Origin of the sequence: Brevibacillus sp. FSL K6-2834, from assembly GCF_038592925.1 — a bacterium.
Lineage (GTDB): Bacteria > Bacillota > Bacilli > Brevibacillales > Brevibacillaceae > Brevibacillus > Brevibacillus borstelensis.
Window position 1 is genome coordinate 4,199,126 of sequence record NZ_CP151945.1, and the last position, 18,013, is coordinate 4,217,138.

Annotated in this window: 19 protein-coding genes and 1 riboswitch; of the genes, 2 read left to right on the forward strand and 17 right to left on the reverse strand. The window is 53.2% G+C overall.

All coding sequences use genetic code 11. The features are described 5' to 3' along the window. Positions 1 to 422 precede the first annotated feature (422 nt). The 10 genes from NST96_RS20750 to dat all read right to left on the reverse strand — a co-directional run bounded on the left by NST96_RS20750 (position 423) and on the right by dat (position 9,777). Positions 423 to 1,730: a nucleobase:cation symporter-2 family protein gene (locus tag NST96_RS20750; RefSeq protein ID WP_003388977.1), complete on the reverse strand. Its 1,308-nt coding sequence runs from the start codon at positions 1,728 to 1,730 to the stop codon at positions 423 to 425. Positions 1,731 to 1,836: 106 nt separating this feature from the next. Then, positions 1,837 to 2,430 carry a xanthine phosphoribosyltransferase gene (locus NST96_RS20755; protein ID WP_003388976.1) on the reverse strand — a complete coding sequence of 198 codons (594 nt, stop codon included), beginning with the start codon at positions 2,428 to 2,430 and terminating at the stop codon, positions 1,837 to 1,839. Between the two features lie 186 nt (positions 2,431 to 2,616). Next, a riboswitch (purine riboswitch) is annotated at positions 2,617 to 2,717 on the reverse strand. A 192-nt stretch (positions 2,718 to 2,909) separates the two neighbouring features. After that, a complete protein-coding gene (gene rsgA / locus NST96_RS20760) occupies positions 2,910 to 3,980 on the reverse strand; it encodes a ribosome small subunit-dependent GTPase A (protein ID WP_003388975.1) in 1,071 nt (356 codons plus the stop codon). Positions 3,981 to 4,251: 271 nt separating this feature from the next. After that, positions 4,252 to 4,482: a hypothetical protein gene (locus tag NST96_RS20765; RefSeq protein ID WP_003388974.1), complete on the reverse strand. Its 231-nt coding sequence runs from the start codon at positions 4,480 to 4,482 to the stop codon at positions 4,252 to 4,254. A gap of 147 nt (positions 4,483 to 4,629) precedes the next feature. Further along, positions 4,630 to 4,992 (reverse strand): VOC family protein, encoded by a 363-nt coding sequence (locus tag NST96_RS20770; RefSeq protein ID WP_003388973.1) that lies wholly within the window; start codon positions 4,990 to 4,992, stop codon positions 4,630 to 4,632. 138 nt (positions 4,993 to 5,130) lie between these two features. After that, a complete protein-coding gene (locus tag NST96_RS20775) occupies positions 5,131 to 5,349 on the reverse strand; it encodes a hypothetical protein (protein WP_003388971.1) in 219 nt (72 codons plus the stop codon). Between the two features lie 157 nt (positions 5,350 to 5,506). Further along, positions 5,507 to 6,823: a serine hydrolase domain-containing protein gene (locus tag NST96_RS20780; protein ID WP_251247449.1), complete on the reverse strand. Its 1,317-nt coding sequence runs from the start codon at positions 6,821 to 6,823 to the stop codon at positions 5,507 to 5,509. A gap of 2 nt (positions 6,824 to 6,825) precedes the next feature. Beyond that, the gene (locus NST96_RS20785) at positions 6,826 to 7,893 is read right to left on the reverse strand and encodes a P1 family peptidase (protein WP_003388969.1); all 1,068 of its coding nucleotides are present in this window, start codon (positions 7,891 to 7,893) and stop codon (positions 6,826 to 6,828) included. Between the two features lie 28 nt (positions 7,894 to 7,921). After that, positions 7,922 to 8,845, reverse strand: a complete 924-nt coding sequence (locus NST96_RS20790; RefSeq protein ID WP_251255125.1) for a dipeptidase — start codon at positions 8,843 to 8,845, stop codon at positions 7,922 to 7,924. Positions 8,846 to 8,922: 77 nt separating this feature from the next. Next, complete coding sequence (gene dat, locus NST96_RS20795) at positions 8,923 to 9,777, reverse strand: D-amino-acid transaminase (protein WP_003388967.1); 855 nt, start codon at positions 9,775 to 9,777, stop codon at positions 8,923 to 8,925. A gap of 154 nt (positions 9,778 to 9,931) precedes the next feature. On the opposite strand from dat, the gene NST96_RS20800 reads away from it, so the two are divergent. Further along, positions 9,932 to 10,822, forward strand: coding sequence for a LysR family transcriptional regulator (locus NST96_RS20800; RefSeq protein ID WP_003388966.1), 891 nt, complete (start codon positions 9,932 to 9,934; stop codon positions 10,820 to 10,822). A 74-nt stretch (positions 10,823 to 10,896) separates the two neighbouring features. Here the strand turns inward: NST96_RS20800 and NST96_RS20805 are convergent, their stop codons facing one another. From NST96_RS20805 to sugE, 6 genes are all read right to left on the reverse strand, one after another. Next, the gene (locus NST96_RS20805; protein ID WP_251237549.1) at positions 10,897 to 11,721 is read right to left on the reverse strand and encodes an alpha/beta hydrolase; all 825 of its coding nucleotides are present in this window, start codon (positions 11,719 to 11,721) and stop codon (positions 10,897 to 10,899) included. A gap of 189 nt (positions 11,722 to 11,910) precedes the next feature. Beyond that, positions 11,911 to 12,966, reverse strand: a complete 1,056-nt coding sequence (locus NST96_RS20810; protein ID WP_003388964.1) for a spermidine/putrescine ABC transporter substrate-binding protein — start codon at positions 12,964 to 12,966, stop codon at positions 11,911 to 11,913. A gap of 44 nt (positions 12,967 to 13,010) precedes the next feature. After that, entirely contained in the window at positions 13,011 to 13,802 is a 792-nt protein-coding gene (locus tag NST96_RS20815) for an ABC transporter permease (RefSeq protein WP_003388963.1), read from the reverse strand. Next, positions 13,799 to 14,653 carry an ABC transporter permease gene (locus NST96_RS20820; RefSeq protein ID WP_003388962.1) on the reverse strand — a complete coding sequence of 285 codons (855 nt, stop codon included), beginning with the start codon at positions 14,651 to 14,653 and terminating at the stop codon, positions 13,799 to 13,801. Before NST96_RS20820 ends, NST96_RS20815 begins: the two co-directional genes overlap by 4 nt. After that, positions 14,650 to 15,633, reverse strand: coding sequence for an ABC transporter ATP-binding protein (locus NST96_RS20825; protein WP_003388961.1), 984 nt, complete (start codon positions 15,631 to 15,633; stop codon positions 14,650 to 14,652). The genes NST96_RS20820 and NST96_RS20825 overlap by 4 nt, the downstream gene beginning before the upstream one ends. 162 nt (positions 15,634 to 15,795) lie before the next feature. After that, positions 15,796 to 16,116: a quaternary ammonium compound efflux SMR transporter SugE gene (gene sugE / locus NST96_RS20830; RefSeq protein WP_003388960.1), complete on the reverse strand. Its 321-nt coding sequence runs from the start codon at positions 16,114 to 16,116 to the stop codon at positions 15,796 to 15,798. Positions 16,117 to 16,396: 280 nt separating this feature from the next. On the opposite strand from sugE, the gene NST96_RS20835 reads away from it, so the two are divergent. Further along, positions 16,397 to 16,939, forward strand: coding sequence for a PadR family transcriptional regulator (locus NST96_RS20835; protein WP_003388959.1), 543 nt, complete (start codon positions 16,397 to 16,399; stop codon positions 16,937 to 16,939). Positions 16,940 to 17,018: 79 nt separating this feature from the next. Here the strand turns inward: NST96_RS20835 and rbsK are convergent, their stop codons facing one another. Next, positions 17,019 to 17,924 carry a ribokinase gene (rbsK, locus tag NST96_RS20840; protein ID WP_003388958.1) on the reverse strand — a complete coding sequence of 302 codons (906 nt, stop codon included), beginning with the start codon at positions 17,922 to 17,924 and terminating at the stop codon, positions 17,019 to 17,021. Between the last annotated feature and the right edge of the window lie 89 nt (positions 17,925 to 18,013).

Here is an 18,013-nt window from a genome sequence, read left to right on the forward strand (position 1 = left end):
CCACCTCCTTACCATTTGTATTTAATAAGCTGATGTAATAACCTAAGAAGTAAGCCACTTCGACAATTCTTTGTGAGCTATATCCAAAACCCATAATAGTAAAATAAAGGTAATGTTTGGTTACAAAAAAGTAACATTAATGGAAATTGACTAAATTATCATTGATTTTAAGGCAATCAAAAACAGTGCTACTTTACGGGTTATTTGTTATTAAGAAGATAATATGCTACGGTATTTATTTCTGTTTGGGTTTTCGAGCAATGAACAAAAAATGTCGAACTTATTTAGCCCTAAATTCACCTCCAAGAATTCCCTTTTTGGGTAATTTCCCAATTTCACACGTTCTTCTGTCCCAAGAAAAAAAGATGCTCCTCATTGGTAAAACCATGGGAGCATCTTTTTTTCTTGAAACGAAAATAAATTCACACCTCGGGAACAGTCGAGGCTGCCGAAACAGGTTGCCTGTTCTCTTTCTTCGTATGAATGAGCACGATATTTAAAATAACCGCGGTCAACGAACCGGTGACAATGCCGTTTTGCATCAGCATTTTCAGCATGTTCGGCAATTGGTCAAACATCGTTGGAACTGCTGCGGAACCGAGTCCTACAGCAATGCTGCAGGCCGCGATGAGGAGGTTTTCGTTTTGGCGCAGGTCCACGCGGGACAGGATGTTGATGCCGGACGCTACAACCATCCCGAACATCGCGATCATCGCTCCTCCGAGCACCGGGTCGGGAATGATCGTCGTCAGGGCGGCCAGCTTCGGCAAAAGTCCCAGCACGACGAGGATTCCGCCAGCACCGATCATGACGTCGCGGCTTTTGATGCCGGTCAGCGAGACGAGCCCTACGTTTTGCGAGAAGGCCGTATACGGGAACGCATTGAAAATACCGCCGAGCGCAATCGCCACGCCTTCCCCGCGCAGCCCTTTGACGACATCTTGCTTCGTCACTTCTTTATCGGTCACCTTGCCCAATGCGAAGTAAACTCCTGTTGATTCCGCCATGCTGATAATGTTGACGAGAATCATCGTCACGATGGCAACGATATTGAATTCAGGTACGCCGAAATAAAACGGCTGAACGACGCTCACCCAGGAAGCGGATGCCACGCTTTCAAAGCTGACCATTCCCATGAAGTACGCGGCCAGCGTGCCTGCTGCAAGTCCGATCAGCACTGAAATAGCGCGAATAAAGCCACTAAACAGGCGATTGACAAGCAGGATGACAACCAGTGTCCCCAGTGCCAAGAGAAGATTGCGCGGATGTCCAAAATCGGGATTGCCCGCTCCTCCGGCCACATTGTTCATTGCCACAGGAATCAGCGACAACCCGATAATCGTAACCACGGAACCTTGTACAACGGTAGGAAAGAACCGAAGCAGCTTGCCGAACAGCGGAGCGGCCAGCACGACAAATAATCCGGATAAAATAATGGCTCCATAGGCCGTGGCCAGGTTACTGGACGACGCAATGGCGATAATCGGTCCGACCGCTGTGAAGGTACAGCCCAGAACGACAGGAAGCTTGATGCCGGTATAGCGCGTACCGATCACCTGCAGCAGTGTCGCAATCCCGCTGGTAAACAGGTCAGCGGCGATCAGGTAAGCAATCTGCGTCGGGGTCAAATTCAGCGCATCCCCGATGATCAGAGGAACGATGACCGCTCCGGCGTACATCGCCAGCACATGCTGCATGCCCAGCGTGAGCGTTTTTTGTTTGGACAACATGAACGTAACTCCTCTCCTTTATTGACTGCGCAGGATATGTTGATTTGCTATACAGTACCTGTAAATCGCGATTGATCACGACAGCAGCATGTATCATGTGGTGCTTTTAGGATGTGTGAACCGGCGTTGTCTCTACGAAATGAATTTCTCCCGGCTTCATCGACTTGATCCGTGCCAGCGATTCCACCCGGACGCCTGCTTTCTCCAGCAATCCTCTTCCTTCCTGGAAGCTTTTTTCTACGACAGCACCCACGCCGACGAGGTGAGCGCCGGCATCTGCGACGATTTGTGTCAGTCCAACCAAAGCTGCTCCTGTCGCCAGAAAATCATCCACGATCAGGACGCGCTCTTCTGCGCTGAGGTATTGCTTGGCAATGCTGATCTGGTAGTTCTCCTTACGGGTAAAGGAATAGACAGGCGCAGAGTACACGTCATCGGAGAGTGTCACCGCTTTTTTCTTTTTCGCGTAAACGAATGGAACCCCCAGCGCATACGCCGTTGCAAGAGCAAAATGAATACCGCTCGCCTCCACCGTCAGGACCTTGGTCACTTTCTCCGAACGGAAAAGATCCGCAAATGCTTGCCCAATTTTCATCGTCAGCTCCGCATCAACCTGATGATTAAGAAAAGCATCCACCTTTAATACAGTTTCGGACAGCGCTCGCCCGTCCCGAATGATTCGCTCTTGCAATTCTTTCACACGATTTCCTCCTATCCATTTTTCATCTATATGGAAACAAAAAAGCCCAGACGAGACAGTCCACTCGCCGGTCTTTCAAACCGACTCCAAGTGAAACCTGTCCCTCCGGGCACATCCCTTCAGGGGTCACGAAAACGTGCAAGCGACAGCAGGAGGCTGTTTCCCGCTACGGGTAAAGGACTAACTCCTGGTCGCTCGTTCACTCGTAGTCAGGCGATTTACGGTCACCCGGTAGAAACTCATGGGCCAATTCCCAAAATTATACGAGTCATCAGCTATGTTCAATTGATACTGACAAATCTATCATATCCGCTATGAAAGGGGCAAGCGTATTTTTTGGAATTCAGGAAAAGCACGAGCCCGTGCTGAAAATGAAACGGCCATACATAGAAAAAACCCCCTTGCCTTGCAAAGGGGGCCAATGTGATCCGGTGTGTAAAAGGCACCGATCCGATTGTGATTGCAGACGCGGCAGACGGCTACCGCTTTGGCTTCGTTTGCCGGAGAGCCATGTTGATCTTTTTCCATTTGTCTTTTTCGGCTGCCCGCATCCTGGCATCCTCTTTGCGCGCCTGATGGGCCAGCTCTCGCTGCAATTTTCGGTAGCTGTCAAAACGGGAACGATCCAGTGTGCCTTCTTCGATCGCCAGCCGAATCGCACAGCCGGGCTCCTTGGCGTGGAGGCAATCGCTGAAGCGGCACTGGGCGGCCAGCGTCTCGATGTCGTCGAAGGCATCGCGAAAGCCTTCGTCTCCCTCCCAGAGCTGCAGCTCGCGCATCCCCGGCGTATCGATCATCAGGCCGCCGCCAGGCAGCTGAAACAGCTCGCGATGGGTCGTCGTATGCCGCCCGCGGTCATCTCCCTCGCGTACTTCTTTGACGAGCTGGACATTCCTTCCGGACAGGCGGTTGATCAAGGTGGATTTCCCCACACCTGAAGAGCCGAGAAGAGCGACTGTCTTCCCCTCTCCCAAATACGGTGCCAAGGCATCGAGCCCCTCTCCCTGCTCCGAGCTGATCGCATGGACCGGCACTCCGACTGCCACTGACTCTACCTCGGCGATCTTGTTTTCCAGGTCGTCGCACAGATCGGATTTGCTCAGTACAATCACGGGACTGGCTCCGCTTTCCCAAGCCAAAATCAGATAGCGTTCCAAGCGGCGCAAATTGTAGTCGTTGTTTAGAGCGTTCACGAGAAAAACGGTATCCACGTTGGTAGCGACGATCTGTTCTTCGACGCCTTCGCCGGCAGCCTTTCGGGAAAACTTGCTTTTGCGCGGCAGAATCGCGTGAATCGTGGCCTTTTGTTCATGAGGCCGGGCGCTGATCACTACCCAGTCGCCCACAGCGGGGTAGTCTTCTCGGCCAGCGGCTTCATAGCGAAGCTTTCCGGAAACCTCGCCCAACAGCTCGCCGTGTTCGGTTAAAATCCGATACAGCCTTTTATGTTCAAGAGCGATACGCCCTACTTCAAATCCCTGCTCGATAAAAGGGGAAACATGGCCGGCAAAAAAATCGTTCCAGCCCAAAGACTTTAGATATTGGTTCACGTGCGGATTCCTCCTGCATTCGGTTTTGATTTGGATGTCTTTCCAAAACCGGCCACAGGAAATCCTCACTTAAAGAACGGTTACTGCCCGACTGAAAGGAGGATCTTTCCTGTGACCCTTGCTGCAATGCTCTTCTCGACAATCATCATGCACACCATAAAACATCTCTCCTTTCAGACCGGTTCCCCGATCCGTACGTCATGATTTCCCAATCATTGTAACACGGATGCCTGACAGCTTCCATCGGCGGCATGAAATTTTTTAAAACGGCCTAGTCGCCACCACCGCCGCCGCCATCTCCCCCGCCGCTGTCGCTGGACCCTCCGTCTCCCCAGGAGCTGTCGGAATCGCGGGTTCTGTCGTTGTCATTGTAAAACGACGTGGCTCCGCCTGAGTCTCCTCCGGAGGCATGACGTCTTCCAGGTCCTTCTTTCTTAAAGGCTAGCGACATAAATCCGATGAGCAGCACAAATGCGACAAGTACGCCAATAAAGATCTCCACTCCATCGCTCTCCTTCCGTTCTGTTATTTTCTACCTGTCCTAACAGTATAGCACGAGTTGCAGTTCTGGTTCACGCAATGCTGGTTTACGCAATGCCCGCACCCGCCATGCTGCCGCAAGTCACAGAACGATAGAGCAACAGTGGTATCAGCCTTTCAAGAGAAATTCGTTTCCATCCGCATCCTTGAACCGGGCGAAGCTGCCCCAGGCCATTTTCTTTGGCTCCTCCAAAAAGATTACGCCCCTTTGGCTCATTTCCTGATAGGCTTTGTCGATGTCTTCGCATTCGAATACGATCGAGGCCTTCATCTGCTCAGATCCGGGCATCATCGCTTTGGGATAGATGACGAGATGCGACTCGGCTCCCTCTGGACCGACTTCCAGCCACGAGGCATTGGGGGTCATCGGCTCGTCTCGATGTACGACAAACCCCACCTTCTCGGTCCAAAACTCGCGAGCCTTCGCCTGATCCTCCACGTAAACAGCCACTGTAGCAATTTTTTTAATCATAACGATGTGCCTCCTGTAGTAAATGAATGTAGTCGCAAAGATGAATGTAGCCGTATTTACCATACCATATACCATACATTCTGCACACGGATGACCGTGCCTACGCATAGGTTCCCCAGAATAAACAGACAGGCCTCCTCACATGCCCGCTGCCTGATCGTCGCGAGGTGCAACTGCCAGGATGTTGGCCAGACAAAACACCCGGTATGCGCGGCGGGTATAGCAGTACGCCTTTATCCGGTCTCCGTTTACCGCAATAATTTTTACAGCTCGCTTGGTCGTCTCGCCGGAGCGGCTCAAGTAGATCAGCTCGACCGTCTGCTGCCGCTGGCAATATCGCTCCAATTCGCTTCTCATGATGTCACCACCACACAAGAACATTTGTTCCCATTATAGCGAACACGCCTGATAAAAGCAAGAAACCCCTTCAAAGAGCGGACTACAGAGCATTCGTGCCTGCATTCGCCCTCCAAAGAGTTCTTGTTTCCGCATGCGAACAAGCCCATGCGAACCGCTATTTCTTTCTCGTCAACATCCGAGAACCAAGGAGAACAGCCCATGCTTTTTCTCCCTCTTTCCAGAAAAACGGAAGCGGCATCTCGTGCTTCCGGATGACCAGCGTACGGCTGTCACTCGCCCGAAGCGCGAACTGTTCGCCGGCCATTTCCGCTTGCAGCATTCCGCCTGCAAAGGTTATACGTACGCTGCTGCCTTCCGCGCAGGCATAGGTGCCCACAAAGCGCTCCAGCTCCTCGACAGATGCCTCGTATTCCGGCTCTTTCTCCTGCTGCTCCAACGGAAGGCCCAGGGCGTTGCGAACAGCAGCGAGCCACAAATCCCGGACGGGCACATCCGCGACATTGGTCAAAAGGACCGCGACAATTCCCTCTTCGGGCACAAAGCCGAAGTGGGACGAAACGCCCGGCTGCGAACCCCCGTGCTCGACAAGCGTCATTCCTTCCCGGCCTAGAGTCGACTTCAGCGCGTACCCGTAGTACGTGTTTCTTCCGATCTTGTGGACCGGGTGCCACATCCGTCTGAGCGAAGCCTCGCTGACGATGTTTTCCCCCTGGCAATATCCGCCGTTTATGTAAAGCTGACCGTATTTGAGCAAATCCCGGACATTGGAGCGGATGCCTCCCCCTACCTCATAATTGCCCAGCAGGGGCCAGTCCGCCCTCTTCAGGCCATTGCCGTCCGAATCCTTGACATAAGGAACCGATACGTCGGACAGCCGTTTCACCTCTTCCAGGCTAAAGGTGGAGCGGTTCATCTCCAAAGGGTCAAGCAGCCTGCTGGTCACATGCCTGCGGAACAGGCGCCCTGTCACTCTCTCGACAATCAGCCCCAGCAGCAAAAAAGTGTCGTTGCAGTAGCTGAAATACTCGCCCGGTCTGCCCAGCAGCTCGTGCGGCTCCCCGGCCAGGTACTCCAGATGGTCCGACAGCCTGCACAATTCCTCTCTGCGGCGAATCGGCGCAAGGCCGGTCGTGTGGCTCAGCAAATGATGAATGCAGACGCTGGAGGTGTCCTCTAGCGATGCCAGAGAAAATTCCGGCAAATAAGCGTTGACCGGATCTTCGATGGACAGCTTCCCTTCCTCTGCCAGCTGCATGACCGCCATCGCCGTAAAGGACTTCGTCACGGATGCGATGCCAAATACCGTATCCGGCGTGACCGGTTCCTTCGTTTCCAGATCGCGCACGCCGAAGCCTTTTTGAAACAGCAGCTCTCCATGCCGGGAGACGGCAACCGCCGCCCCTGCGATTCTCTCCTCTTCCATTTTGCGGGACATATACTCCTCAAAAAGCGGCCACTGGCCTGCACTCACGGCTATTCCCCCTGTTCGGCGAATGGATGCGCATAAATCGTCCGGCCGCCTCTCCCTGTCGTCGTGACGGCCTGAGAAAGAGAATTGAGGATCGCTTCCTCCGTCGCTTCACTGGCTGCGGCGAACAGTTGATTCATTACCGGGTGGTCCTCGCGAAGCTGGGTCCTCACTTCCGTTATCTGCTCCGCTGCATGGGGGATTTTATGCGCTGTTGAAAAGGCGATGCAAATGTCGCCGCTGCCGTGACTGTAATGGCTGCCCGTCCGGCCCAGTCCGATGCCCGTCCGCTTGGCCACGCGGAGCAGTTGGCGGTCGCTGAGCGGCGCGTCCGTGCCCAGCACGATGATGATCGATCCGTCCGGCGGGTTGTCCAGCGGGCGGACCCCTGACGAACGGAGCCACTCGTACCGCTCAGACTGGAAGTCTTCGGGCTTGCCGAAGTTGCTCAGCACGAGTACGCCTACCGTGTACTCCCCCTCTTGCGTCCGGATAAGCCGCGAGGAGGTTCCGATCCCGCCTTTGTGTCCAAAGCAGACCATTCCTTTTCCAGCGCCGACGGCCCCTTCCTCCGCTGGCTCCGCCGACGCCCGTCTGATCGCTTCGATCGCATGCTCCGGCTTTACTGCACACGCCCTGATCGAATTGAGATGGCCGTCGTTGCATTCTCCCACGACGATGTTGACCGTCCCCGTGGTATCGCCGATTTCGCTGTTTTGCTCCAGCATGTAGCTGAGCGTCCCCTGGGTGACAGCCGGTACGGAAAACGTATTGGTCAGCATGATCGGCGACTCCAGTACCCCCAGCTCGTTTACCTGAACCAGTCCGGTCGTCTTCCCGAAGCCGTTGAACACATAGCTTGCTGCTGTCACCTTTTCGCGAAAGAGGCTGCCGCTGTGCGGAAGGATCGCTGTCACTCCTGTACAGATGTACTCCCCTTCGCCCGATTCCAGCGGATAATCAAGCGTCACATGTCCTACCAGGACGCCCTCCACATCCGTCAAGCAATTTTTCCTGCCGGTCGGCAGCTTCCCGATGACGATGCCGCGATCGCGAATTTTTTTCCGATTCATATCCAAAAGCCCCTCTGTCTGCTCTTCGTTAACGCGGGCGCCGCTGCAGGAAGTTTTCGCTGGCAAAGCCCCGCACTTCGCTTTCTGTATAACGCTTCAATAGTTCGTTGAGCAGGTTGTCAATCATCCCTGCATGCTCCAGCCCCTCCACAAAGCTTTCAATCCCGTCAAAGTCGGAGCCAAGGCCGATCTGGCGGACACCGCCCAGCGAACAAAAGTGGTCGATATGGCGGATCAGGTCATCGATCGTCGCCTGCCCGCCCTTCTTGACAAAATGCGGATAGTAGACGATATGGATCATCCCGCCCTTGTCAAACATCGCTTTGGCCTGCTCATCGTACAGGTTGCGCGGATGGTCGCAAATCGCCCTGGCGTTGGAGTGGCTGGCGATCGGATAGTCCGCCAGCTCCATGACATCCCAAAAGCTCTGCTCGCACAGATGGGAAACGTCGGTCAGCACCTTGTGCTCGTTGTTTAAGCGGACGATTTCCTTACCGAACGCTGTCAAGCCGGCATTTCGCTTTTCCAATGCGCCATCGGCGGCCAGGTTGGCAAAATTCCAGGTCAGCCCGACAGAACGCACGCCGAGTTGGAACAGGATGCGAAGCTTTTTCAAATCATTGCCGATCGCATCCACGCCCTCCAGCGTCAGCATCGCCCCGATCTCGCCGTCCCCCAGAGTGTCGAGGTCGGCCCATTCCTTGACGTGCTTCATCTCGGGCTGCTTCAGGACCTCCTCGTAAAAGTAGTCGATCTGGTCCAGCACTGCTTGAAATTGCTGCTCGGATTTCAATTGCGGCGGCACGTAGAGGGCAAAGCATTGAAGCTTTACCCTCCCTTGCTTCAAACGCTCCAGATTGGTGTGCAGCTCAGCAGAATCCCTGAATGAAAGAGGTTCCTTGCTTTTCCACATTTTATAAAGGGCATCACAGTGAAAATCTACGATGTTCATCGCTTATCGTTCCTTTCCGAGCAGGTATATCAGGCTCTTTCAACAAATCGACCATCCGGAGTGCTTCGTTTAGATCGTTATGCGTCAGCAGACACCGTTGTCGTCGTCAATTCCTGGAAGTGCCGCTGGAGCAACCGGGTCATCGGCCCTGGCTGTCCATCTCCAATAAGCTTGTCGCCAACCTGGACGATTGGCATCACCTCGTTGGTTGTACTGGTGATGAACACTTCATCTGCCTCGTACAGCTCCTCGATGTCCACGTGCTTCTCCTCAAAGGGTATTGCGGCCTCCATAGCGATTTTCTGAACAGCCATTCGCGTAATCCCTGCGAGAATATGGCGGGACAGCGGCGTGGTCTGGATACGGGAATCCTTGATGACATATACATTGGTGCTGGTTCCTTCGGTCAGCTTTCCATCCCGATGGAGGATCGCCTCCAGGCAGCCTGCCTTGTGCGCCTCCTGCTTCGCCAAAATATTCGGCAAAAGGTTGAGCGATTTGATATAGCAATTCATCCAGCGTTCGTCTGGATGCAGGATTGCCTTTGCTCCCTTCTCCCTCAGCTCTGGCGGGATGCTGCGAAAAGGCTTGGCTGTCATCGAAATTGAAACAGGCGCATCCGGGAAGAGGTGATTGCGCGGAGCCATGCCTCTTGTAATTTGCATATAGACATCCAAATTGTCCAGACCGCTTCGCTCTATCAACTGAAAGATGATCTCCTTGAAGCTCTCGCGCTCCTGGTCAAACGGCAATGCGATCGCTTTTGCACTCATATACAGCCGGTCGAGATGCTCTTCCAGCATAAACGGCTTGCTATTATAGATCCTTATAAGCTCGTAGACGCCATCGCCAAATTGATGTCCTCTCTCATCTATTGGAACCACCGGATCGTTTGAATCAACAAATGTACCGTTAAAATAAGCTACGCTCATCTCAATTATCCTCCTTCAGTTAGATAAGTAACGGTGTTTCCCTGGCCGCTTGCGGCAAGCAGCCATCCTCCCTTTCAAAGTAATGTATTTTTTCGCACGAATCCAATAGAATAATGCCATATGCGTTATTAACATTTTCAATGAGGGGTTCAACATGAATGCGGAGCAAATCGAAGCTTTTATTTTTGTCGCACTAACCGGCAGCTTCAGCAAAACAGCCGATCTTTTGTACTTGTCACAGCCGACCGTCAGCATGCGGATCAAAGCGCTGGAGAACACACTGGGCTGCAAGTTGTTCCAGCGTTCCGGCAATACCGTTTTTCTCACGCGGGAGGGGGATGTTTTTCTCCCATACGCCAAGAGCGTACTGCAATCGCTGCAGGACGGGCAGATGGCGATCCAGCGTTCATTCGGCCGTCTGGAAGGCGAGCTGGTCATCTCCGCTGTATTCGTGGCCGCTTTTTACATTTTGCCAGAGCTGGTGGAAAAATTTACGCAGCTCTACCCCAAGATCAAGCTGACAATTTTCACGGGTCACTCCCATCAAGTCCTGGAGATGGTGCTGCGCCATGAGGTGTCGTTCGGGATCGCGCGAGCAGTGAATCATCCCCAAATCAAGCGGGTCCAGCTCATGCCTGACGAAATGGTGCTGGCTGTCTATCCGGATCACCCGTTTCAAAACAAAACACAAGTTACGCTTGAGGACGTGTCGCGAGAAAAGCTGATTTTGTTTAACAGGGGATCTCTGGACTGGACGCTGGTCAATGGAGCGTTCAGCCATTATCAGCTAGAGAACAATGTTGTGATGGAAGCGGACAATATCGAAGTGGTCAAACGCATGGTGAAGCAGAGACTGGGAATCGCCTTCTTGCCGCGTTTCTCGATTCAGGAGGAAGTAGCAGCGGCTGACTTAAAGGAAGTGGAAGTGCTGAGCCTGCCGCATATCAATCGGAATTTTGAGCTGATTTACCACAAAGACGCGACGATAAACGGAATTACAAAGACATTTATTGACTTTTTGATTGCCAACCGGACCAAAGGATGACGGCATGCTTGACTGCCTGACTGCATGCTTGTCCGCCTGCAAAACGCTGCAGATAGGCCGATTGAAACAGCTCATTACTGTCGTGCCTGTTCCAAAAACGACAGGACAATCCGGTTAAATACAGGGGCTTGATCCATTGGCGGGAGATGGGCCGAGTCTGGAAGAAGGATTTTTTCAGCGTTTGGAATCCGCGCTTCAAGCTCCTCCGCCATCTTTTGGAAGTCTTCGTAATCTTTCTGCCCAGCGATCACCAGCGTAGGCACAGCGATCTCTTCAAGTCGCTCAATCGGAGGAGGCGCAAGCCAGAGCGGCGGGTTTTTCAGCTTCGGCAGATCGTAAGCGTGCGCTGTCATTTGGAGGTACTTTGCTCTCGCCTGCTGGCTTTCATCCCGTGCTGCTTGTCCTGGCCCGTCAAACCACATCCGGGCCGACATTTCTACGGTCTCTTCCTTTGTACCTGTTTCATAGATTTCGACAAAGCGGGCAAAATCCTGCATCCTTCGCTCAGACCGCGGATACCCTGTCAAGGTCGGAGATACGAGCACAAGGCTTTTCACCATCTCCGGGTAGGCCAGGACAAGCTCCTGTGCGACTACACTGCCAAAGGAGTGGCCGACAACGCGAGCCGCGGCTATCCCGAGTCCTTGCAGCACTGCTCTGGCATCATCGTAGAGGGTAAACGGCTCTTCTGCATTCGGTGTCTGTCCCATCCCTCGCAGGTCAAAGCTGATGACCCGATACCGCTCGGAAAAGGCGGAAAGCTGCTCGGCCCACATCCGCGTGTCCAAATTGAGACCGTGAATCAATAGAAGAGGCTCTCCTTCGCCACACGCTTCATAGTAAAAAGACGTGCCGTTTGCTTCTATAAACCCCGCTGCTCTCCCTGAAGTTTTTCCCATTTTTTGTCACCTCCCTTTCACTATCTCACAGATGCCGTTAAATATCCAGAAAATATCGAAGGAGCATATATTTTTCACAATTTTATCGCGCAACGAAAAAAGCAGCCTGAGCAGAAAACAAATTTTCTGCTCGGCTGCTGCTGTTGTCAAACCTTATGTCCCATCCTGTACAACGAAGCCACTCGTCTCTTAGCGGCCGCTCTTCATCTCTGTCCAGTAGCGGTCGTACTCCTGGAGGGTATCCCCTACGTCAACGAGCCACTCTGCGCGAGCCATGTCCTCTTTATCCAGGAAGATCATCTTGTTTGCGCGGTATTCTTCGCTGTGCAGCGGATAGGCCTTTTCGTTCGGATTGCTGTAGCCGATCCACTCGTAGTTTTTCACGCTTACTTCCGGGTCCATCAGGTAGTTGATGAACTTCTCCGCCAGCTCCTTGTGCTTGGCGCCTTTCGGAATTGCCAGGGTGTCTGCCCAGATCGTTGCGCCCTCTTTCGGCACGACGTATTCGACATCCGGGTTCTCGCCGTTGATGATCGCTGCGTCGCCGGACCAGACTGTACCGATCCACGCTTCCTCTGCGATCATTTTTTGCTTGATGTTGTCCGTGTCAAAAGCGACTACGCTCGGCAAAAGCGTTTTTAGGTCTGCAAATGCTTTTTCCAGCTCGCCCTTGTCCTTGGTGCTGTTGGAAAACCCGTTTTTGATCAGCCCGACGCCCATGACCTCGCGCGGGTCGTTGAGCATGATGACACGGCCTTTGTACTCCGGATTCCACAGGTCCTGCCAGCTGGTGATCTCGCCTTTCACGTACTTTTTGTTGTACGCGATTCCCGTAATTCCCCAGGTGTAGACGAGCGAATGCTTGTTGCCCGGGTCGAACGGCGGCGTTTGGAAGGTAGAAACAATATTTTTTTCGTTCGGGATATTTTCTTTGTTCAGTTCTTCCAGAAGCCCCAGCTTGATCATGGTGGCTACCATGTAATCCGACGGCTGGATCAGGTCGTAGCCGGATGCGCCCGCCTGGATTTTCGCCAGCATTTCTTCGTTGCTGCCGTAAATATCGTAGTTTACCTTGACGTTGTACTTCTGTTCAAAGTCCTTGATCACGTCAGGATTGAAGTTGTCTGCCCAGCTGTAGATATTCAGCACCTGCTCCTCTTCGGTAGAAGAAGAAGAACAGCCTGCGGCAGTAACGGCAAGAGCGGCGGCCACGGCGCCAATCATCAGGGATTTCCACTTTTTCATCTTTCTTTTTCAACCTCCAGTCTTTTGTTTGGGTGTATGTCCACTTAAAAAGTGAGCGACTTGGAATCTTTGCGGCGGAACAACTCAGCCGCAACAACGAGCAGTACAGTAAAGACGATCAGCAGCGTCGACAGGGCGTTTACCTCAGGAGATACACCGCGTTTGACCAGTCCGTAGATGTACAGCGGCAAGGTCGTCGAATTGGGACCCGCTACGAAAAACGAGATAACAAAATCGTCCAGCGACAAGGTAAAGGACATCAGAAACCCGGCGATAATACTGGGTGAAATCAAAGGCAGCGTGATGTGACGCAAGGTCTCCCACGCAGTCGCGCCCAGATCCTGCGCCGCTTCTTCCAGCTCCTTGCCCATGTCGGCCAGCCGCGTGTTGATGATGACGATCACGTACGGCAGACTGAAGGTGACGTGAGCCATGATCAGCGTCAGTTTGCCCAGCTCGAGATGAATCTGGCTGAACAAGACCAGCAGAGACAGACCCATCATGATTTCCGGGATAACGATGGGCAAGTAGGTCAGCCCGTTGAACACGCTTCTCCATCTGAGCGAGTAGTGCTTCATCGCAAGCGCGGCAGCGGTGCCAAACACAGTGGCCAGCACACTGCTGATCAAGGCGATGCTCAGGCTGTTCCACAAAGCCTCCATGACCTGCCTGTTGTCAAACAAAGATACGTACCATTTCCAGGTAAAGCCCGACCAGACAGCATTGATCCGCGAGTCGTTGAACGAATACAGCATCAATACAGCGATCGGCAAGTATAAAAAGACGAGCATGGCCCAGGAATATCCGGCCATTGTACGATGTCTCAGCGCTTTCATGCCGTCCCCTCCTTTGCCTCGGCGGCGTTGACCGCCCGGTAGTAGAGGTAGATCAACACCATGGACAGCAGCATCAGGACGATCGAGAGAGCAGACCCGAACGGCCAGTCACGAGCTGACAAGAACTGATTTTGGATGACGTTTCCCATCAGCGCGGACTTCGCTCCGCCCATCACGTCGGGCACGACGAACATCCCGATCGAGGAGACGAAGACCAGAATCGATCCGGTAATGACACCCGATTTCGTCAAGGGAAGGGTTACGTGCCAAAACGTCTTCCACGGCGTTGCGCCCAGATCGTAGGCGGCTTCCAGCTTCCGCCGGTCGAGCTGCTCCAGCGAAACGTAAATCGGCAGGACCATGAACGGCAGCAGCGTGTACACCATCCCTACCATCACCGAGCCGAAATTGTACAGCAAGGGCAAAGGCTCTTGAATCAATCCGGTCGAGAGCAGGAACGTGTTGATCACTCCCTGCGAACGCAGGATGATGACCCAGGCGTAGGAACGGACCAAAAAGTTGATCCAAAACGGGATCATGACGAGCAGCAGCCAGATCTTCTGGGCAGACCGATCCATGCGGGAAATGTAGTAAGCCATCGGGTAGGCGCACACGAGAGAAATGGCCGTTGTCAGCACCGCTACGAGAAAGGTGTCAAAAAAAATCTGAATGTAGAGCGGATCGATCATCCGGGCGTAGTTGTTCAGCGTAAACTCATAGACGACCTGCCCGTATGTTCCGCGCTTCATAAAAGACAGCGCAGTAATCATCAACATCGGCAAGACGAAGAGCGCCCCCAGCCAAACGAAAGCCGGCAGCGCCAAAATCTTCAACTGCTTTCCGTTTTTCAAGTGAGCATCACCTCGTCTGCCTGCGACCATCCGATCGCCACCTGATCCCCTGCCTGCCAGCCCCGGCTCTCTGTCGCGTACTCATGAGCCAGCACCGTCATCTCCTCGCTCTCGAGGCGGATAAACAGCTTGCTCATGTTGCCGAGGAAAACCATATCGGTGATCGTGCCGTTTTTGCGATGCTTGTCCAGCTCGGAATCTTTCGGATAGATCTTGATCTTCTCCGGTCTGACCGCAATGCTGGCATCGCCGCTTCTGAAAATATTGTTCTCCCCGATAAAGGTAGCGACGAACAGCGTCTTGGGATGATTGTAGATTTCTGCCGGCGTGGCAATTTGCTCGATCCGCCCTTTGTTCATGACGGCGATGCGATCAGACATAGCCATCGCTTCTTCTTGATCGTGCGTTACGTAAATAAATGTAATGCCCAAATTTTTCTGCAAATTTTTCAACTCAAGCTGCAAGCTTTTTCGCAACTGGTAATCCAGTGCTCCCAGCGGTTCGTCAAGCAGCAGCACTTTCGGGTTGTTCACGATCGCCCGCGCGATCGCCACCCGCTGCTGTTGCCCTCCGGAGAGCTGCTTCGGCGTACGCTTGCGCAGCTCGACAAGCTGCGTGTACTGCAGCACTTCCTCCAGCCTCCGCTGTTGCTCCGCCGCCTCTACTTTCTTCATCTTCAGTCCAAACAGAATGTTCTGTTCGACATTCATGTGGGGGAACAGGGCGTATTGCTGGAAAACCATGTTCATGTCCCGCTGATAGGGAGGAATGCTGGTCAGCGCCTTGCCGTCCAGGTAAATTTCCCCCGCTGTCGGCTGCTCAAAGCCGGCAATCATGCGGAGCAGTGTCGTCTTCCCGCAGCCGCTTGGCCCCAAAAGCGTTAGAAATTCCCCTTCCTGGATGGAAAGGGAGAGTGGCGGAACCACGACAGAACCGGAAAAGTGTTTTTCAATTGATTCCAGATTTATCATCGTTTTCATTCGGTCATCTTCTCACAATATGTCTATTTGCTCATACCAATCTAGGTAAATATATCGTGTATGACACGTTTTGTAAACAGTTTCGAAAGGTTGCGCAAATTTTTTTTGCCGACAGGAGAAAACCTTGCTGCTCCTGAAGAAAAATGCTTCCCGACCGTTCAATCACCCTCCGGCTGTCAGCTTCAATCCGACAATCCCCGCAATGATGCAAAGCAAGAAGACGATCCGCATGATATTGCTCGGCTCCCCAAATGCGATCATGCCGACAACGACCGTTCCAAGCGCGCCAATGCCCGTCCAAATCGCATATGCCGTCCCGATTGGAAGCGCTTTGAGTGCCATAGACAAAAAGTAAAAGCTGATGCCCATGCCAACTACAGTAATTGCACTCGGCACCAGCTTGCTCCACCCTTCGCTGTATTTCAACCCGATCGCCCAAACGACTTCAAACAATCCCGCAATCACCAAATAAACCCAAGCCATGCTGCCATCCCTCCTGATGTTCCCCCTTATTGTTTCAAACACCGAAGGAACTGATACCCGGCCAGGGTTATATTTCGGCCTGCAAGAACGCGAGAGAGCATGCTCAGTGACCTTGACGGCCCACCTGCTGAAAATAACCTATCCATTCTTTACACACACTACTACCAGCAATTTAGCGAAACGTCAAAAAAAGAGGCTTTCAACAGCTCAAGGCTCGGTTGAAACCCCTGTCCTCTCTTTATATAATTACGCTATTAATAGGAATCAGGAGGGTACACCCTTGAACACTCTGGCGTATGGATTGCTTGGACTGGTAGCGCGTACACCCAGCTCCGGCTATGACCTGATGCTCCAACTGCAACCGTTCTGGCAGGCCAAACACAGTCAAATCTATCCTCTGCTGGCCAAGATGGAGCAGGAGGGCTATTTGGAATTTACGCGGGTTCCGCAGACAGATCGGCCAGACAAGAAAGTGTATTCCATTACAGAAAAAGGGCGGACTGCACTTCGCGAGTGGCTGACCCAGTCCACCTCCGAGCCGGTCCTGCGCGACGAGCTGTTTCTGAAAACGTATTGCCTCTGGCTGACTGACCGCAACACCGCTCGAAAGCTGTTTGAAGAAAGAGAAGCCCATTGCCTGGAACAACTGAACATGTATGAAACCTTTTTGGAAGAGCTGAAGCTTGCTTGCGACGGTACGCCTCAAGACCACGGTTCACCGTATTTCGGCGAATACATCCTCTTGAGCAGGGGAGTTAGCAGTATGCGCGAGGAGCTGAACTGGTGCCGCTGGGTGATGGAGCTGCTGGATCAGCAGGCTTAATTTACGCTGCCTGTCCTTGGACCTGGCTGCAGCGTTCCATTGTGGTGGCGCCGCTGCAGCCGTTCCCTGTCTTTCATGTTTATTCTGCCTGCAGGGCATCCACCTCCGCGAGGGTCGGCAGGGAAGGCTGCGCTCCGTGCCTGGTCACGGCAATCGCCGCAACCCTGCTGGCGAATGTGCCCGCCTCTTCGTCGGTCATCCCCTTTGCCATTCCGACGGTAAAGGCTGCCGTAAAGGAATCCCCCGCAGCCGTCGTATCCACCGCCTGCACTTTAAGGGCGGGGATGTGTGTCGCTCCATCCGCATTGACGATGAGCGCCCCCTTCTCTCCCATCGTCACAACGATACGCTTCGGACCTAGTCCGAGCAGCTTTTCCGCAGCCGCTTCGATTTCGGACAGCGTCTCTACGGGCATTCCCGACAAAAGCTCAAGCTCCGTTTCATTGGGAGTGACCGTATCGACATGCCGCAAAAACGAAGGCGACAGCGATTGGGCGGGAGCCGGATTCAAAACAACCAGTTTGCCCCTATCATGCGCCAGTTTGACTGCATATTCCACGACTGCAAGCGGGATTTCCAGTTGAACCAACAGAACGTCACAGCCCTCCAGCAGCCGTATGTGCCGATCAATGTCCGCCTTTCCCATCATGCCATTGGCGCCCGGAACAAGCACAATATTGTTCTCGCCGCGGCCGCTGACGTTGATCAAGGCCATTCCCGTCGTCCCCTCCCTCCCGATGCCTCCTGTATTTACGAGTGAATCAGCCAAGCTTTCCAGCAGCATGTCCCCATATGTATCGCAGCCCACCTTTCCGATCATATGCACGTTAGCGCCCAGCCTTGCCGCGGCTACAGCCTGATTGGCGCCCTTCCCTCCCGGAATGGTTTGAAACGATGTGCTCGTAATCGTTTCCCCCGCTTTCGGCAAGCGAGGGACGTGCGATACGAGATCCATATTGAGACTGCCGACAACAACAATATTCATCTCTGATTTCCCCGCTTTCTAACATCGCCTGTTTCTCATTCTCTCCATTTTCGCTTCTCATCCCTTCGTTTCCTTTGATTCCGATCAGT

Excerpts from the sequence above, each read along its gene's own strand:
- NST96_RS20785 (WP_003388969.1), bottom strand. The coding sequence starts at position 7,893 with ATGAATCGGAAAAAAATTCGCGATCGCGGCATCGTCATCGGGAAGCTG.
- NST96_RS20810 (WP_003388964.1), bottom strand. The coding sequence starts at position 12,966 with ATGAAAAAGTGGAAATCCCTGATGATTGGCGCCGTGGCCGCCGCTCTT.
- sugE (WP_003388960.1), bottom strand. The coding sequence starts at position 16,116 with ATGGCTTGGGTTTATTTGGTGATTGCGGGATTGTTTGAAGTCGTTTGG.
- NST96_RS20800 (WP_003388966.1), top strand. The coding sequence starts at position 9,932 with ATGAATGCGGAGCAAATCGAAGCTTTTATTTTTGTCGCACTAACCGGC.
- dat (WP_003388967.1), bottom strand. The coding sequence starts at position 9,777 with ATGAGCGTAGCTTATTTTAACGGTACATTTGTTGATTCAAACGATCCG.
- NST96_RS20790 (WP_251255125.1), bottom strand. The coding sequence starts at position 8,845 with ATGAACATCGTAGATTTTCACTGTGATGCCCTTTATAAAATGTGGAAA.
- NST96_RS20750 (WP_003388977.1), bottom strand. The coding sequence starts at position 1,730 with ATGTTGTCCAAACAAAAAACGCTCACGCTGGGCATGCAGCATGTGCTG.
- NST96_RS20805 (WP_251237549.1), bottom strand. The coding sequence starts at position 11,721 with ATGGGAAAAACTTCAGGGAGAGCAGCGGGGTTTATAGAAGCAAACGGC.
- NST96_RS20770 (WP_003388973.1), bottom strand. The coding sequence starts at position 4,992 with ATGATTAAAAAAATTGCTACAGTGGCTGTTTACGTGGAGGATCAGGCG.
- NST96_RS20775 (WP_003388971.1), bottom strand. The coding sequence starts at position 5,349 with ATGAGAAGCGAATTGGAGCGATATTGCCAGCGGCAGCAGACGGTCGAG.
- NST96_RS20815 (WP_003388963.1), bottom strand. The coding sequence starts at position 13,802 with ATGAAAGCGCTGAGACATCGTACAATGGCCGGATATTCCTGGGCCATG.
- rbsK (WP_003388958.1), bottom strand. The coding sequence starts at position 17,924 with ATGAATATTGTTGTTGTCGGCAGTCTCAATATGGATCTCGTATCGCAC.
- NST96_RS20825 (WP_003388961.1), bottom strand. The coding sequence starts at position 15,633 with ATGAAAACGATGATAAATCTGGAATCAATTGAAAAACACTTTTCCGGT.